Raw genomic sequence first — 17,761 nt, forward strand, 5'->3', positions numbered from 1 at the left:
GGGATAGAAGTGAAGCGAAACGAGCGAAGATTTCGGCGAACCAGTTGGGTGCTGGTCAGCTTACTGGGCACGTATTTCCCCGTGCATGCGCAATCGGATACCAGTTCGATTGCAGGTTTTGTTAAAGACCCCTCGGGAGCCGTGGTTCCCGACGCGCAAGTTACGTTGATATCCGAAGCAACTCAGGAAAGCAGGACCATTCTTACAAATAGCAATGGTTATTATTCTCTTTCCAGTCTCCCGGCGGGCCTCTATACCGTCGCTGTTCGGAAGCAGGGATTCAAAGCCTTCGAAAGCGTCCACAACAAGTTGGACGCTGTGTCAACGTTATCTGTCAGCGCCTCGCTGACCATTGGAACTCCCAACGAGTCTGTTGAAGTAACCTCGAGCGCTGATTTAATCCAGACCGATTCCGGGGCCGTCCAGCACCAAATCACCGGGGAACAGATCCAGCATCAGGAGCTCAATGGCAGGAACCCGGTCTTCATGACTGAACTGCTGCCGGGTGTTATTACGGGAGCTACACTGGGTGACTTCAACTTCGGCGTAAGCAAGCCGGGCTTCTCCATCAACGGTGCGCGTTCGACAGACACAACCGTAACCATTGACGGCGCAGCGGCCGTACGGACTCGCGCCAACACGTACGTGATTGGAGCGCCGAATGTAGATTCGACCGCAGAGATTCAAGTACTCACAGCGGCTTATGCAGCCGAATACGGTGGGGCGGGCGGCGGTCAGGTCCGCATGGTCAGCAAAAGTGGCACGACCGACTTCCATGGAACGGCCTATGAGTATTTGAGGAACTCGGCGTTGAACGCAAACACCTGGTCGAGGAACCAGAGTCCGTCAACAAGGTTTGCCTCGCCCTTCCGTTATAACGACTTCGGTTTTGCCGTGGGCGGCCCCGTGTGGGCTCCGGGTTTGCCTGAGGTCATGCGAAAGAAGCTCTTCTGGTTCGTTGCCGAAGATTGGATCCGGTACCGGTTTACGGATACTGTGCTCCAGACCGTTCCCACGGCGCTTATGCGAACGGGTAACTTCAGCGAATTACTTGGCCCGAACCCGTTTTACAGCTCCGCTAAGATCATCACCGATCCGTCGCATTGCACGACAACGAACGGAAAGAAGACCTGCGCCGCATTTGCAGGAAATATCATCCCGCAGAGCATGTTAAGCCATAACGGGATGGCCATCATGAATGCTTACCCGGCGCCGATTCCAGGTCTATTGATTAATGGAAACAAGAACTGGCAGGCGGTTGCGCCTCATCCGATTGACCAGCGAAAGGGATCTTACAATTTCGATTTCATTTTGAACGACAAGCACCGCTTCACCTATCGCCGATCGGACCTCTCTTACAATGAGTACACCGCCCTCGACCAGGGAGCGGGACTCACAGGTAAGTTCAAGACGTGGCCGAACCAGACGAACACGCTTGCCTGGACCTGGACCATCACTCCGACCATCATCAATGAGCTTAACGGAACTCTTAGTATCGACCGCGTAGCGAATCCGATCGATCCTTCCCAGCGCGGATTCGATCGTAGCAAGTTGGGAATCAACTATAACTACATCATTCCCGGTGGTAAGGACGTAGATAAGATTCCCAGTCTTAGCCTTCCGAGTCCTTTCTTCAGTTTGAGCGGCGGCCCTTATCCGTCCCACTCCGGCGGTCCAATCTATACGTTGAGTGACAGCCTATCGAAGGCAGCCGGGACCCATATGTTCAAGGCTGGGTTCCAGGTCGATTATCGGGGCGAGAATGATGACGATCAGATCAACATTACGACTGTTCCTGGGGGCAGCAGCAATCAGAACGGAACGTTTGCCCTTACCGACTCCTATGCGAACGGCAGTGGTTTAGGTGTCGCCAATCTGGCCATGGGACTGGCCGATAGCTATACCGAGATCGGACCGCGAGCCTATACGATCTGGCGCAGCGCCATGTATGAAGGGTTCGTGCAAGATTCATGGAAGATCACCCCAAAATTGCACATCGACTATGGTGTACGCGATACGATTGTCTCCCCTTATCACGCGCTTTGGGGAAACGCTGCTTACTTCGTTCCCAGCCTCTATAACCCGGCGGCTGCAGTCAGCATCAACCCGAATACCGGTCTCGTTGCCCTGGGCAGCGGCAATCAATATAACGGCATGGTCATTCCGGGGCTCTCCGGCTTCCCGAGCGGTGCCGCTCAGCATGGAGTCTTTCAAGCTACTACTCCGGGGGACTATGCCGCTCTTTTCAACAAGAACCTGCCGCGTGGCTTAGTTGATATTCAAAATGCCTTTCAACCGCGCGCTGGGATCGCGTACCAATTTACCGAGAAGACGGTCGTCCGTGCCGGTGCCGGCCGGTTTGTGACCCGGATGGGTCTGTTGGACAACATCTTTCCCGGTGGAAACTCTCCGTTCCAACCCTTTGTCACCGTGACGAATGTCTCGGTGGACAACCCAGGGGCCGAACTGACTTCTACCGCGGCACCTACGATGTCAGTGACAACCTATGACCGTAGCATGAAACAGCCGGAGGCATGGAACTGGAACGTTACGGTGGAGAGACAGCTTCCGTGGCAGTCGGTGCTGTCTGTCGCCTATGTCGGCCGCCGCGGGCTGCACCTTTGCAATTCGGCAAATATCAATCAGGCTCCTGCCGGAACCACGTATGCGAATCCACACACAAACATAGCCGCGTTGGTACCATACAAGGGATTTTCCCAGATCCTGATGGAACGGAGTGCTGCCAGTTCCAGATATAACTCTCTGCAGGTCTTCTGGAACCGAAGGTTCACCAGGGGATTGGGCTTCTCTGCAGCCTATACGCTGGCCAAGAGCATGGATAACAGCTCCAGCTACAGCGACACGGTCCCGGACACCTACAACACAAGTAATCTTTGGGGACCGTCTACGTTCGACGTTCGCCATGCCTTTGTCACTACCTTCACCTACGACCTTCCCTTCCTGAGGAGCCAGCAACACATCACTGGAAAGGTGCTGGGCGGTTGGCAGCTCAGCGGTACCGCCCAGTATTTGAGCGGAGCTCCTGGAACTGTCTACAGCACGAATATCGACTATGCAGGAACGGGTGTGCCAGGTGTGCCCCAGTTCTGGGTGATGCATGGATCGCCACAGTACCCACGTCAATTCTCAACCAGTGCTAATAGCTCGGCGACTTACTTCGGTACGACGACCTCTGACGGCCAGCCTCTGTTTACTCCACCCGCTCAGGGAACCTTCAATCTGCAGCAGGGGGTCCGAGATGCGATCTACGGTCCCGGCTACCAGGATTGGAATGCAGGGTTGTTCAAGAAGTTCGCCATCGACGAACGCAACGTCTTTGAGTTCCGAGCCGAGGCTTACGATGTCTTCAACCATCCCAATTGGTCCAGCCCCAACTTCAATGCCAGTACTTCCACCTTCGGTAAAGTTACGGGCAAATCCGACCTTTCACGACAGCTCCAGTTATCTCTACGCTACTCGTTCTAAGACGAAGGTAGGAGACGGTATTTCTACCGTCTCCCACCTTCGTCTTCATGCAAAGAGGGATTCAGGCAGCCTGAAGCGATTCGGCGGCGAAAAGATACCGGACGGTTTTTATGCAAGTTGTTTTGGGGAGATTTAAATGGTCGTTGTTTTCCGTGTAGTTTGCGTTACCGTCCGGCGCAGTTTGCGATTCGTTGTAACCGCAGCAGCGATCCTTACCTCGATCACTATCGCCGACGGCCAAACGATGGCAACACCGGACATCACAAAGACTCCTACACTTTTCGTCGTCCCTTATGCCCATCTGGACACCCAATGGAGATGGGAGTTTCCGCAGAGCATCAGCGAACACCTGCTCAAGACCATGCGGGTGAACTTCGATTACATGGATGAGTATCCGCACTATGTCTTCAACTGGACCGGTGCTAACCGCTATCGTCTGATGAAGGAGTACTTTCCCAGCGACTATGCGCGAATCAAGATGTATGTCGCGCGCGGACAGTGGTTCCCTGCGGGCTCTTCCATGGAGGAGGGCGATGTGAACTTGCCCAGCGCCGAAGGAGTATTTCGCCAGGTGCTGTATGGCAATGCGTATTTCCGTCACGAGTTCGGCAAGGCAAGTAACGAGTTCATGCTGCCGGACTGTTTCGGATTTCCCGCCTCCTTACCCACGATCCTTGCTCATGCCGGATTGAAAGGATTCTCGACGCAGAAGCTTGGCGGGCGCTGGCCCGCGGGTCCGGAGGTAGGTGGACCCGATTCGCCGGAGCAGACACCGGTCGGCGTGCCCTTCAACGTCGGTGTATGGGTGGGGCCAGACGGCAGGAGCGTCGTTGCAGCATTGCATCCAGGAGCGTATGGCAGCAGTGTCTATACCGACTTGAGCGAGCCCCCCAGTACGTCCATGGAGAAGACGCTGCTAAACAACGCGCAAAAGCCACCTCTCACCTCGGAACAGGCGAGCGCACTTCGCAAGCTGGTTGCCCTTGATACGGACTGGGTGAAGCGCATCGATCTCAATGGCAAAGCGTCGGGCGTAACCGCCGATTACCGCTATGTGGGCACTGGAGATACCGGTGGGGCGCCGCAGGAGTCTACGGTCAAACTGCTTGAAGCCATCGCAACCAAGAGCGAGACCGTACTGCCGTCTCTGCCAAAGTTGAACGGTGCATCGTCCTTTCCTGCACATTCGGTGATGGTCCGTGTAGGAGAAGGGCCGGTGCATGTGGTCGAGTCCTCCGCCGATCAGATGTTCAGTGCCATTACGCCTGGGATGGCTGCCCACATGCCGCGCTACGAGGGTGATCTGGAGCTGACGGATCACTCCGCAGGCTCGCTCACATCGCAGGCTTACCATAAACGCTGGACCATCAGGAATGAGAATCTCGCTGACGCAGCAGAGAAGGCTTCGATCGCTGCCGAATGGCTTGGTGCTCGCGCATATCCGCAGCAGCGGCTGAATGATGCATGGATGCTCGCGCTCGCCGGGCACTTTCACGACACCGGCGCCGGAACGTCGACGCCGCGTGCCTATCAATACGCATGGAATGACGACGTGATCGCAGCGAATCAGTTTGCCGCTGTGCTCACCGGCGCAAGCGCCGCTATCTCGTCCGGTCTCGACACAGGCACGCAGGGCGTGCCTGTGGTGGTCTACAACCCGCTCAATATCACTCGCAAGGATCTGGTCGAGGCTGCGGTCGTCTTTCCCGGTCCGGCTCCCAAAGCTGTACGCGTCTATGGTCCAGACGGCAAGGAGACACCGGCGCAGTGGGAAGACGGCAAGGTGGTCTTCCTGGCGTCGATGCCATCTGTCGGCTACGCGGTGTTCGACGTGCGTCCGGTCAAGCAACCAACACCAAACAACGCATTGCGCGCATCGGATCGTTCGCTTGAAAACCAGCGTTATCGCGTGCTGCTCAATGAGAACGGCGACCTGTCGAGCGTCTATGACAAAAAGCTCGGCAGGGAACTGCTCTCGGGCCCTCTCACATTAGCGATCTCCACTGATGTGCCTCGTAATTATCCGGCGTGGAACATGGACTTCGCGCAGGAGCAGGCTGCTCCGCGCACTTTTGTCAGTGGACCTGCGGAGATTCGCATCAGCGAGAATGGCGCGGCGCGCGTCTCGCTCGAAGTGACGCGGCAAGCAGAAGGTTCCCGGTTTGTGCAAACCGTTAGCCTTGCTGCGGGCGATGCCGGTAATCGCGTTGATCTCCACTATGCAATTGACTGGAAGACTGCGTGTGCCAACCTCAAGGCCGCTTTTTCGCTGAGTGCTTCAAATCCCCAAGCGACCTACAGTTGGGACATCGGCACCGTCGAGCGAACCAATTCGCAGCGGCGGCTGTATGAGATGGGTTCACATCGTTGGATCGATCTGACCGACAAGAAGGGAAGCTTTGGAATAGCTCTGCTTACCGATGTGAAGAATGGCTCTGACAAACCTAACGATCAGACGATTCGCGTGACATTGCTGCGTTCTCCCGGAGCGAAGCTTACGGCCGACGGCCATCCCGGTAGCTTCAGTGACCAGACGACTCAGGACTGGGGACATCACGAAATCGTACTCGGCCTCGCGGGGCACTCCGGCGACTGGCGCCAGGACCAGACAGTGTGGCAGGCATACCGTGTAAACGATCCGCTGGTCTCGTTTATAACGGAAAAGCATCCAGGCACACTCGGTAAGAGCTTGTCACTTGTGCGTGTCAGCAATCCTGCTGTCCGCGTGCTTGCGCTTAAGAAAGCCGAGGACAGTGATGAGATTGTTCTCCGCGTGGTGGAGCTGAACGGTAAGCCGGCTCCGGACGTGCACGTGTCCTTTGCTGCGCCAATTGGGTCGGCGCGCGAAGTCAATGCGCAGGAGGAACCAATTGGGCCAACCGAAGTAAGCCACGGTGATTTGATTGCATCCTTAGCTCCGTATCAGCCGCGCACCTTTGCTCTGCGCCTGGCATCGCTGCACCCTCTGCTTGCCCGACCCCATACGCAGACCGTTGCGCTGCATTACGATCATGCTGTTGCAGGCAACGATGATACGAAGACTGAAGATGGCGGCATCGACGGCAAGGGAAACACAATGCCTGCTGAGATGCTTCCGGCTGAGATCGATTACGGTCCGGTCAAGTTCAAGCTTGCCACAGCTAAAACCGGCGCTCTGAACGCTGTCACTGCCAGGGGCCAAACGCTTGCATTACCCGCCGGCCGATTCAATCGCATTTATCTGCTAGCGGCTGCATCCTCTGCGGATGATCAAAAGGCGCTCTTCCGCGTTGGGAATCGCGCTGCTGAGCTAAACATTCAATCGTGGACTGGCTGGATCGGCCAGTGGGATACGCGCCTCTGGAAAAGCGCTCCAGACCGTGATTGGGCTGTCTCCGCCAATCACGCTGTATGGCCTCCCCTTCATTCGTCGAGCGATCCCAAACCGCCCGCTTGGCGCTATCCAGATGACTATGTCGGATTGAAACCTGGTTACATCAAGCATGCTTCACTTGGCTGGTACGCGTCTCATCACCACACGGCGGAGGGGCTCAACGAGCCATACCAGTATTCCTATCTCTTTGTATACTCACTGGATCTTTTCGCGGGTGCTAAAACGCTTACGCTACCGAACAACGACAGAATTCGCATCCTATCGGTCTCAGCTGTTGATGACAATCCGTCCCTTATTCCTGCAGCTCCGCTTTTCGACACGCTGGGCCGATCGGAACCCTAAAGCTTTCACTGGCTGCCGATAGAAAAGGCATCGTTTCTAATATTCAGGACACGAGTGGGACCGGATCGAGCTCGTGGGCAAGGCTATCGGTGTTTACCTTATCCTTCTCACCAGTAAGTGGTGGCCACTAGCTCAGGATCATGGATTCCTTTATCGGAGGCGATGCGAATCACGAACTGCAAATTTTTCTTATCCCAATTTTCAGGGGCGAATTTCAGTACCTTCTCCAGAAAGGCCGGACTGACAATCAATTCGGCTCCGATTCGACTACCGTACGCCCTCAGTCCAGCGACGCAGATGACTGCTTTTCGGGAGTTTGAACCTATAAGACGTGTGATGACGACATAGTCTTCCGAGCTTTTCACCGAGTTCGTTTCTTTAATCTCCCAGAAGCGTGCCGGATTATCTCGATCAACAATTCTCGGTTTGTTGTCGATGAGTTGGAAGGCAAACCTGAGGTCTTGTGTCAGCGCGAGGGTCCAGCGGTTGAATCTCGGTCCCCCAATCAGGACGATGGGCGACACCTCCAGGTCCGAGGCGGAGACATCGTTTGCTATTTCTATTCGGCTTGAGCGTCCTAAGTCCTGGAGTTTTTCGCTCAGATAAAATCCCTCAGAGGCATCTCCTTTGCGGGCTAACCGATCCAGAGAGAGATAGTAAGCGCCTGGATGGGATATACAAATGATGGGTTTGTCGCGCCCCAGAAAGGGTCGCCAGAACTTCTTCAAGGGAGACGCGGCTGAAGATACCGCGTAAATAACTCCGGCGAGAATCAAGAGCAGAGCCGTTATCGCCGTCATGGGAATAATTCTTCCGGACGCCCGTTTTGGAGCTGTGTCCGCGGTCAGCGGTTCTGGAGACAACAGACGCGTAATCTTCGGAGCATAGGAACCAGGGCTGAGTTCGATTGCGACCGACCTCTGCGGATTTGCACTCTGATTGTACTGAGCGAGCCGCCGTCGAACCTCGCTGGCCTTGACTCGTACTATGGCATCCGTACCAGTGTCGTAGTCCGGAGCGCGACCAAATACCGCAATTCCAATATTGCGCTCTTTCAGAGATTCTCGAGACTTCGAGCAGGCAACATACACCACATGCTTCAGAAAATCCTGACAGCGAGCACTACTCTTAAAGAAGTCGCTTGCGAGGATTCGCTCTAATTCTGATTCAATCTCCGCATCACTATATATAGACGACAGATTTTCACCATCTCTCTGTCTTAAATCGTTTTGTTTTATCTCAAACATCTGGGGGCCGAGCACCTGGAAGTTTTACACGCAAATATCGATCGGCTTGCGTTCTTGGACTACCCAAGGGTGCTCGAGGTCTTCAACCTTGAAGCCTGACATTGGATAGACGCAAAGCCGCTGTTCCTATGAAAGCACGATTACTTTAAAGAAATGTGTCGTGTCTTATGAATGGCGTGTTACAGAAGCGGAAAAAGGCGGCCCGTTACGGGCAGTTACGCTCAGCAAAGCTTCGGGACTAGAAGTCGAGCACACGTTGAAGTTACTGAGATATTACCGTTTGTAACCTTGTGCGGTTTCGACGCCTTTCCTAGAGTTGGTCTATCGCAGCACACATCAAGAAAAAATTCAGCGTAAGTCGCGGGACTTACCGTGGCATCTTTTGTGGAACTTATTCGGCAGGACGCGCTTCGGAGTCAGATAGCGGCTCGGAGACCTCTGGGACTACAACGACACATCGATCAAGGAATTTGGCGCTACATAGCGTTGGAGAACGATTTGAGTAGTGCGCGCATAGCAGAGGGCATGTCGCACGGAGGCTTCGACGGGGAACTCTCTCGCCGTCGCTTCCTTTCTCTCGGCGCGTTGACTGCCGGCAGCCTACTGCAATTCGGAGGATCTGCCTTTGCGACAGTGAAGCCGGAGATCTCTCTTCAGATATCACCCTGCCAGATCGAGGTAGCTCCAGGGCACATTATCCATACGACGGCCTATAACGGCAGCGCTCCCGGCCCTCTTCTTCGCATCCCTGAGGGCAGGTCCATTCAGGTCGAGATCCGCAATGAGTCTTCGACCAACGAGTATGTTCACTGGCATGGCTTTTCTCTGGATGCTGCACTGGACGGAACGGCCGAGGAAGATAGCCTTTCAGTCGGCCCTTCGTCCCGATTGAGTTATCTGCTTCCCGCACAGTCTGCAGGCTCCTACTATGTTCACTCCCATACGATGGCACACCACGATATGGGTGCGGGAATGTATGGAGGCCAATTCGCCTTCGTCTACGTCGAGCCCGCCCGGGAAGCCGGGGACTATGACCAGGAGATATTCCTGAGCAGCCATGAGTGGGAACCGTACATGGTGAATGAGACGCAGGACGAAAGATCGATCGAGGAGATGCACCATCTCCGGATCGACCCCGAGGAGGGTGAGGGCGAAGCTCCCGGCGAAGGCGGGTGGGATATCCGGTACCGGATTGCCTCCCTTAACGGAAAGGCGTTGGGCCATGGAGAGCCGATTCGCGTAAAGGAGGGGGAACGGATTCTCCTGCATCTTCTTAACGCCAGCGCTACAGAGAATATACAAATCGCACTTCCTGGCCATGAGTTCCTTGTCCAGTCGATGGACGGACATCGCGTCCCCAATCCCACCGCCGTCACCGCACTCGACCTGGGAGTGGGAGAGCGCATCGACGCGATTGTAGAGATGACCGCCCCGGGTGTATGGATACTTGGCTCAACCGACGAGGAGACTCGCAATAAGGGGCTCGGCGTCGTGATCGAGTATGCCGGAAGACGCGGAGATCCTGTATGGACGGATGTGGTGGCGCCGGAATGGGATTACACGCTCTTTGCCAGCCAGGGAATGGACCGTATCGCGGAAGAGATCTGCATCGCCCTGCGCCGGTTGCCTCTCACGGAAGAGGGCACTGAGAGATGGGAGATGGCGGGCCGGGTGAACGGGCAGAATAGTCCGCTTCCGACCGTATTGCACCGGGATAATCCCTATCGCCTTCGCATCAGGAACGAGAGCAACGAATGGCATCCCATGCATCTTCATCGTCACTGCTTCGAGTTGATCCGTTTTCGGGGGAGGACGAATGCAGGGTTGATGAAGGATACCGTTGTTGTTCCTCCCTATAACGAAGTGGAGATTCTCATGATTCCCAGGCAGACAGGTCCTGCTTTGTTTCATTGCCACAACCAGATGCATATGGATGCGGGCCTCCAGACGCTTTTCAACATTCACTCAGCGACAGATCTATACCACCGAAAGACGGAGAGACAGTAATGCATCTCGGTACGACCTACAAAGGGCTTCTTCTCGGCGTTCTCTTTTTCTCAGGATTGCTCGAAGCACAAACGATGGACGAAATGCCGTCACCGAAGATTGCGATCTCTGACGATCTTCTTCAGAAGATTCCTTCAGGATATCGAGAAGAGGTGGTTAAGCTTCAACTAACGGCGACCGCACAGGATCAGGAAAAGATTCTGAAGCAGGCCGCAATGTATCCGGATGCTCCGCTGGCGCTGGCTCTGAAGGGAATGTCGATCAATCCCGAGGGCTTCGATTTCATGATCCAGCAGTTGGCGCAGGAGAGCTCTGCTGAGCGTCGCAGCCTCATTCTCAAGTACGGAATTCAACCCTATGTGCGTTATGCCCATGAAGGAGAGCAACGCGACAAGGTTCGCGAGACATTGACGCGTCTTGCATTACAGGATAAGGATGCTGGAGTATCGCTGGACGCGATTCAGGCTCTTCGCCGGCTGGAGTGGGGCCACTCTTCTCAACTCGTTGCGGCCCGTGCAAACCGGGCTCGCTCGGATGGCGATGTGGCCGGTGCGATGAAACTGCTGGATGAGGGGGACAAATGGACGGCGTGGGATGGACAGATGAATCTCCCGAACTTTATGCGAACGCCGCCACCTTTGTTTCAGATCTCTTCGGAGGAGAAGCCGATTCGTGTGCTTGCTTTTGGCGACTTCGGCACAAGTTCGCCGCAGCAGGTTCAACTGGCGGCAACGATGAAGGAGTATCAGAAGAAGAACCCATTCGACTTTGGAATTACTTTGGGCGATAACTTTTACCCAAACGGCGTATCCAGTCCCGACGATCCACAGTGGAAGGCGAAGTGGGAAGACATGTACAGTCCGCTCGGACTCTCGTTCTACGCCACACTTGGAAACCACGATTATCTTCGTCCGGACGGACCCGCGGCAGAGATTCTCTACACCCAGAAAAGCCCTTCCTGGAAGATGCCGGCTACTTACTATACCTACACGGCCGGGCCGGTTCAATTTTTCGCAATCGACACAATCGAGTTATCGGACTCCGCCTTGCCGAACAAAGAAATGGCATGGCTTGACGCTGAGATCGCAAAGAGTAAGGCGCGATGGAAGATCGTCTACGGTCACTACCAGATCTACTCGGCAACGCGCGGCGATGAGCAGAATCTGATCAAAAGACTACTGCCGATTCTGCGGAATCGCGTCGATGTGTATCTATGTGGGCACGATCATAATCTGCAGGAGTTGAAGCCCGAAGATGGCGTGCACTTCTTTGTAAGCGGCGGCGGCGGCGCAGGGGTATATCCATTCCGGCAGCCCAACTATTCGCACTCTATCTTCAAGCAGGAACAGTACGGGTTTACCGTCCTCGATGCAGACAGGGATCAGATCAAGTTGCGATTTATCGGTCTTAGCGGGGAAGAACTATATTCCTCGATCATTCACAAATAAGTAGCGCATTGATCTCGATCACTCGCAAAGATCCTCGACATCGAACAGAGCGGCGCACTTCGCTCCCCGGTTGAGATCTGTCGAGGCTTTGCAAAAAATGCCTTTAGCCGCAATGCAGGAATTCACTGCTCCATGTGATTCCACGGAGTTCAAACCTCTCTCCGAAAGGAAGATCTATGAAGAATCAGAAGACGAGCCGAACGCCCTGTCCGAATAGAATGCGTCATCGTTTTATTCATGCCCTTCTCTTGTTACCCTTGATTGCTAGCTGTTTTCTTTCCCTTCCGGCGCAGGAGTTTCGTAGCTCCATTGCTGGCGTCGTCACTGATCCCGGGGGTAACGCTGTCAATAGCGCCGCTGTCACGGTTCGAAACACGGAGACAGGCGCGCTTTTCAGAGCAAAGACGAACGACCATGGCAACTACATCGCCCCATCCCTTACGCCTGGCACATATGAGGTGCATGTGGAGGCTCCCACGTTCCGTGCTTTCCTGCAAAACGGCATCAGGCTGCAGGCCAGCCAGCAGTTGCATGTGGATGTAATGCTGCAGCTTGGCGATGTGAGCCAGGAGGTCCAGGTGACCGCTGATGCTCCTATCGTGGATGCGTCCAATGCAGCAATTGGCCAGGTTATTACGACGCGCGAAGTGGAAGACCTTCCGCAGAATGGCCGTACGCCAGTGGTGCTCGCGCAGTTGACTTTGGGTGTCGCGAGCACAAATCACCCAGGACAGACACGTCCATTCGACAATGCGGGTGCGGCGTCGATCTCCATCGCGGGTACGCCCACGGAGAGCACGGAGATCCTATTAGATGGCTCGCCCGATACGGATAACTTGCTGAAGCTGGCATATAGCCCCCCGCAGGACATCGTACAGTCGGTTAACGTGAATGTGTTCCAGGTGGATGCGGGATATGGACACTCCGGCGGGGGCGTACTAAACCAGGTAACCAAGGGCGGGACCAATCAGTATCACGGATCGGTATATGAGTATGCTCAGTTCGCAGCGCTGAACGCCAATACGTATTTTGCTGATCAACAGCATAAGCCCAAGCCGAACAATCACTATCACCAGTATGGTCTTTCTATCGGTGGTCCAGTCCGGATACCAAAGCTGTTCGATGGACGCAACCGCGTTTTCTTTGAGTTTGCTTGGGAGGGGATCCGCGATTCGCAGCCTGCAAATGGATTTCTAACTGTGCCTACAGATGCAGAACGAGCCGGTGATTTTTCTGCATTGCTTGCAGGTGGAACGAAGTACCAGATCTACGATCCGGCGACTGCCACGGTCGATAGCAAGGGCAACGTCACGCGTCAGCCGTTCAAGAACAACGTTATTCCACAAAGCCGCTTGAATCCAATCGCACTGGAATTGATGAAGTTCTATCCGGAACCTAACACTATTAATACGTCTTTCGACGGAACGAACAATTACTTCACGAGTTTTCCAAGCGTTGACTTGTACGACAATCAATTTGGACGTCTTGACTTCAATCTAGGCACCAAGGACAAGCTGTTCCTGGATGTGCGGCATAGCCAACGTACACAGACCACGAACAACTACTTCCACAACATTGCGACCGGCGATCCGTTGGATCGCGTCAACTGGGGTTCAGGTGTCGACAATGTTTACACGGTCAATCCGACAACCCTGATCAATACGCGCGTCAACTGGAACCGCTATGTTAACTACGCTATTGCCGGAAGCCAGGGACTGGACCCGACCCCGCTTGGATACCCGGGCTATTTGACCGAAAACACGACCCTGCTGGAGTATCCATCCATTCAAATCAGCACTTGCAAAACGACTACATACGCATGTCTATTCACGCCGAATAATCTTGCAGCATCAACCTACACGGAAAGTTATCACCTGTTGAACAGCCTCACCAAGGTGATTCACGAGCATGTATTGAAGATCGGTGTGGATGCACGCCAGTACCGGGTGGCCAATATTGCTTATAACTACTCGGCGGGTCAGTTCACGTTCGGGAATACATTCACCCAGGCGTCCAGTGGTTCGGCGTCTGCTCCGCTCGGGCAGGATCTTGCTGCGCTGCTTCTTGGGCTGCCAACCGCAGGCGAGTACGACCATAACGTATTTCTCTCGACGCATAGCAACTATCTTGGAATTTATGTGCAGGATGACTGGCGGGTGTCTAAGACCCTGACGCTAAACCTCGGGCTCCGTTTCGATCACGATTTCCCGCTGTACGAGCGCCATAACCGTGCCATCAATGGATTCGATCCCACAATCACGACGCCACTCAGCGCGCGTGCCATGGCCGCTTACAATGCTAAGCCTATTCCTGAGATTCCGAGTGGGCACTTCAATGTTCCCGGAGGCCTCACTTACGCCAGCGATGCCAAGCCACAGTTATACGACACTCCGTCTAAGACCTTCAGCCCACGCGTGGGCTTTGCGTGGAGTCCTGACTACCTTAATGGCAAGACTGTACTGACAGGCGGATTTTCCATCTTTGTCTTCCCGCTGCTCGATGTAGGTACTGTGAACAGCACGGGCTTCAGTTCGACCACGCCCTACGTTGCGACAAACGACAACTTCGCGACAGCGGCTCACAGTCTGAGCGATCCGTTTCCCGCAGGCTTTGTACAGCCGACGGGATCGTCGTTAGGCACTTCGACGTCTCAGGGACAATTGGTCTACTGGTTCAATCCAGACTTCCACAACGCATACTCGGAGCGGTATGCGTTCTCAATACAGCAACAACTCGACGCAAATACTTATATGCAGATCGCATATCTAGGCGCTCATTATGTAAAGCTGCCGGTTCAGCGGTCGCTCAACTTTGTTCCGCGTCAGTACCTCAGCACGAGCCCGATCCGCGACACTGCGCTCGTCAATTCATTGAGCTCAAACGTTCCAAATCCGTTCAGTGGTTTACTGCCGGGCACAACGCTGAATGGTTCTATGATCGCGCGGGCGCAGTTGCTACTACCCTATCCACAGTACCCCGTCGATCAGGTGATCGAGCAGAACGTCAGCAACGGTTCGGTGAACTTCAACAGCTTCAATGCGCGCATTCAACGCCGGTTGACGCACGGTCTCTCCCTGCTGGCGAACTATACCTGGTCGCGCAATATCGAGCAGGATTCGCTGCTGAACGAATCGGATGCCAAATACGAGAAGCGCATCTCCAGCTTCGACTATCCGCAACACCTTGTGATCTCGTTCACCTACAAACTGCCTTCCTCAGCATTTAGCGGAGATGGAATAGTGGGGCATCTTCAACATGCACTGTTGGGAGGCTGGGCGACTAGCGGTACCTATCTTCTGCAATCGGGTGCACCGCTTTCCTGGGGAAATGTTGTCTATCTGGGTGGGGAACTTCATCTTAATCCAAAGAAAACTGTCGGTGCGGCGTTCGATACCAGCCGGTTTGACATGGACCCGAGCCATCAACCCACTTATAACGTCCGTACGTTTCACACCACCGATTCCCGGTGGCGCGGGGATATCACGAACAATATCGATGTGTCTCTGGCTAAGCAAGTCAGCTTTCGCGACCGCATCACCGGAGAACTACGGGTCGAAGCATTCAATTTTCTCAACCACGTTACCTTCAGTAACCCTAACCTGACACCCACGAGCGCCGCCTTCGGCACGATCACCGGACAGGCTAACGAATCCAGAACACTACAGGTCTCCGCACACATCCGTTTCTAGATGCGGTCAGCCTGACTCATTGACAACCTGAAGGCCGGCCTGTCGCGAAGACGGGCCGGGTCCCAATCTTTTACTTACGGCGGAAACGGGAGTTTGATGAGCACAAATCGTAGACAGATCCTGAAGTTCGGCAGCCTCGGTCTCGCAGCAGTTAGTCCTGCAACGTACTTCGGTGGGGTGGCCGCCGCCCAGGAGCCGCAGAGAATTGAGGCGTCCGCTCTACTTACTCCAGGTCCACGTGCCGCCACTGAGACGAGCGACACGAAGCGTTTGCAACGTGCAATCGACCAGGTACATGAGCGCGGCGGTGGAACGGTGCATCTTGCCGCGGGCCGCTATGTGTCCGGCTCTTTGCTGTTACGGTCCAATGTCTCGTTGTGGCTCGACAATGGTTCGATCCTCGCCATGAGTCCGGATGTTGCTGAGTTTCTGCCCGCGGAGAAGCTGACCTACGAGACCGGAGCGAACCAGGCGACCTCGGACTTTCACTTTGCGTTACTTGTGGGTGACGCCGTCGAGAGCATAGCGGTATTTGGAGAAGGCGTCATCGAGTGTGAACAAGGCAAACAGAAAGGTGGAGGCCCCAAACCAATTGCACTAAGGCGCTGCACACGCGTGAGCCTGCGTGGTATCACCATCCGCAATGCTCGGAACTACAACATCAGTATGCTCGGCTGCCAGTTTGTCGACATGGATGGCATCACGATACAGAGAGGCCACGCCGACGGGATTGATCCGGACTGCTGTCGCTACGTACGTATCGCTAACTGTTTCGTTGAGTCGGCGGACGATAGCCTATGCCTGAAGGCGAGCGGCTCGCTCGGCGAACGTGGCGCAACGGAGCACGTGACGGTGACCAACTGCGTACTGCGCACGGCAAGCATCCACTTCAAATGTGGGACGGAAAGCTGTGGCGATTTTCGGAACATCACCATCTCAAACTGTGTCTTTGAAGGCGGCTTGGGCATGCGACACGGCAACCCAGGCATCGCTTTGTACACGGTAGATGGCGGAAACCTCGATGGTGTTGTTGCTTCCAACATCGTCATGCGGGACGTCGGTACTCCTCTGGCGATCATTCGCGGCAACCGAGATCGCTGTTCGCTCGGCAAAGGCCCGGGGCCTCTCGGTTCTATTAGCGTCTCGAACATCATCGCTACCGGCGCGAAGTTTACAAGCGTCATCGCAGGCTTGCCGGATGCCCCTGTCATGGGTGTTCACATCAGCGGAGTTTCAATTTCCATGGCGGTCTCGGGCACCGGCCCCAAGACTTTGGAGGAGGTGCCCGAACAACCGATCGCCTATCCCCAACCCGTTATGTTCGGCAAACTCCCCGCCTTCGGCCTGTTCCTGCGCCACGTTGCGAATCTGGTTCTGTCAGACGTGAAGCTCAAGGCACCCGCCCAGGAAGATCGTCCCGATATCGTGGCTGACGATGTTGTGAACCTGCGGCTCCACGGCTATGAGAAGGAATTCGGTATGAATGCGACGCATTTGTGGCTGAATAATGTGAGAGATTCCTGGCTCGAATGTCTTGCGATCCTGCCGGTACCCGCTCGTTCATATCGAGTGAGTGGGGCGAAGACGAGCAATCTCTTCTTTAAAGGAAATGGCGTCCTCGATTGGAAGACGAACCTCGCGGTCGACACGAGTGTTCCGCGCGGAGCTGTGCATACGTCGAGTGTCTAGTGAGTCGTTTCCCCGATCACTTCAGCGTCAGGTAGCCGGTTTGTGATGGCGCGGGAACAGTTGCGCTTCAGACTGTAGCTGAGAAGGTAACCAAAATCGCTTGATCTATGTGAAGTGTGTAATTACCGTGCGGTTATCAGCGGTCGACTGAATCATGCCAAAAAGGCAATGCTAAGGAAATCAATCAGTTGCTGGAAAATGCCTCCAATAAGAGGCAACACAAGGTCTCACTTTTGCCAAATGGACCCGACGTTTGGTGGCTAACTGTTCCCACGCAAACCCTATCTGTTCCCAGATTTTGCTGTAAGTGCTTGAAGATATGGTAGGCACGAGCGGATTCGAACCGCTGACCTCTACCGTGTCAAGGTAGCGCTCTAACCAACTGAGCTACGCGCCTATATCGCTTCTATCGATGCCTAAGACGTAACCGCTGCTTCGTCGTTCTATGTTCTCTGACGATCACTCCGACCGTTAAGGAAC

The 17,761-nt window shown here is 54.7% G+C and carries 7 protein-coding genes and 1 tRNA gene; 6 read left to right on the top strand and 2 right to left on the bottom strand.

Translation table 11 applies throughout. From position 1 onward, the window contains the following. Nucleotides 1–9: 9 nt before the first annotated feature. Complete coding sequence (locus AC5S26_RS14115; protein ID WP_494185550.1) at nt 10–3,486, top strand: carboxypeptidase-like regulatory domain-containing protein; 3,477 nt, start codon at nt 10–12, stop codon at nt 3,484–3,486. Nucleotides 3,487–3,622: 136 nt separating this feature from the next. Next, nucleotides 3,623–7,201: an alpha-mannosidase gene (locus AC5S26_RS14120; protein WP_494185551.1), complete on the top strand. Its 3,579-nt coding sequence runs from the start codon at nt 3,623–3,625 to the stop codon at nt 7,199–7,201. Nucleotides 7,202–7,308: 107 nt separating this feature from the next. Here AC5S26_RS14120 and AC5S26_RS14125 read toward each other — a convergent pair whose 3' ends face one another. Next, a complete protein-coding gene (locus tag AC5S26_RS14125; RefSeq protein WP_494185552.1) occupies nt 7,309–7,929 on the bottom strand; it encodes a hypothetical protein in 621 nt (206 codons plus the stop codon). 1,017 nt (nt 7,930–8,946) lie between these two features. Here AC5S26_RS14125 and AC5S26_RS14130 point away from each other — a divergent pair. From AC5S26_RS14130 to AC5S26_RS14145, 4 genes are all read left to right on the top strand, one after another. Then, nucleotides 8,947–10,455, top strand: a complete 1,509-nt coding sequence (locus AC5S26_RS14130; protein WP_494185553.1) for a multicopper oxidase family protein — start codon at nt 8,947–8,949, stop codon at nt 10,453–10,455. Beyond that, nucleotides 10,455–11,903 carry a metallophosphoesterase gene (locus AC5S26_RS14135; RefSeq protein ID WP_494185554.1) on the top strand — a complete coding sequence of 483 codons (1,449 nt, stop codon included), beginning with the start codon at nt 10,455–10,457 and terminating at the stop codon, nt 11,901–11,903. Before AC5S26_RS14130 ends, AC5S26_RS14135 begins: the two co-directional genes overlap by 1 nt. A gap of 176 nt (nt 11,904–12,079) precedes the next feature. Further along, nucleotides 12,080–15,592: an outer membrane beta-barrel protein gene (locus tag AC5S26_RS14140; RefSeq protein WP_494185555.1), complete on the top strand. Its 3,513-nt coding sequence runs from the start codon at nt 12,080–12,082 to the stop codon at nt 15,590–15,592. A 96-nt stretch (nt 15,593–15,688) separates the two neighbouring features. Next, entirely contained in the window at nt 15,689–17,281 is a 1,593-nt protein-coding gene (locus AC5S26_RS14145; RefSeq protein WP_494185556.1) for a glycoside hydrolase family 28 protein, read from the top strand. Nucleotides 17,282–17,601: 320 nt separating this feature from the next. On the opposite strand, the gene AC5S26_RS14150 is transcribed toward AC5S26_RS14145, so the two are convergent. Then, nucleotides 17,602–17,678, bottom strand: a tRNA-Val gene (locus AC5S26_RS14150). Between the last annotated feature and the right edge of the window lie 83 nt (nt 17,679–17,761).

The organism is Edaphobacter sp. FHG110511_03, assembly GCF_059115365.1.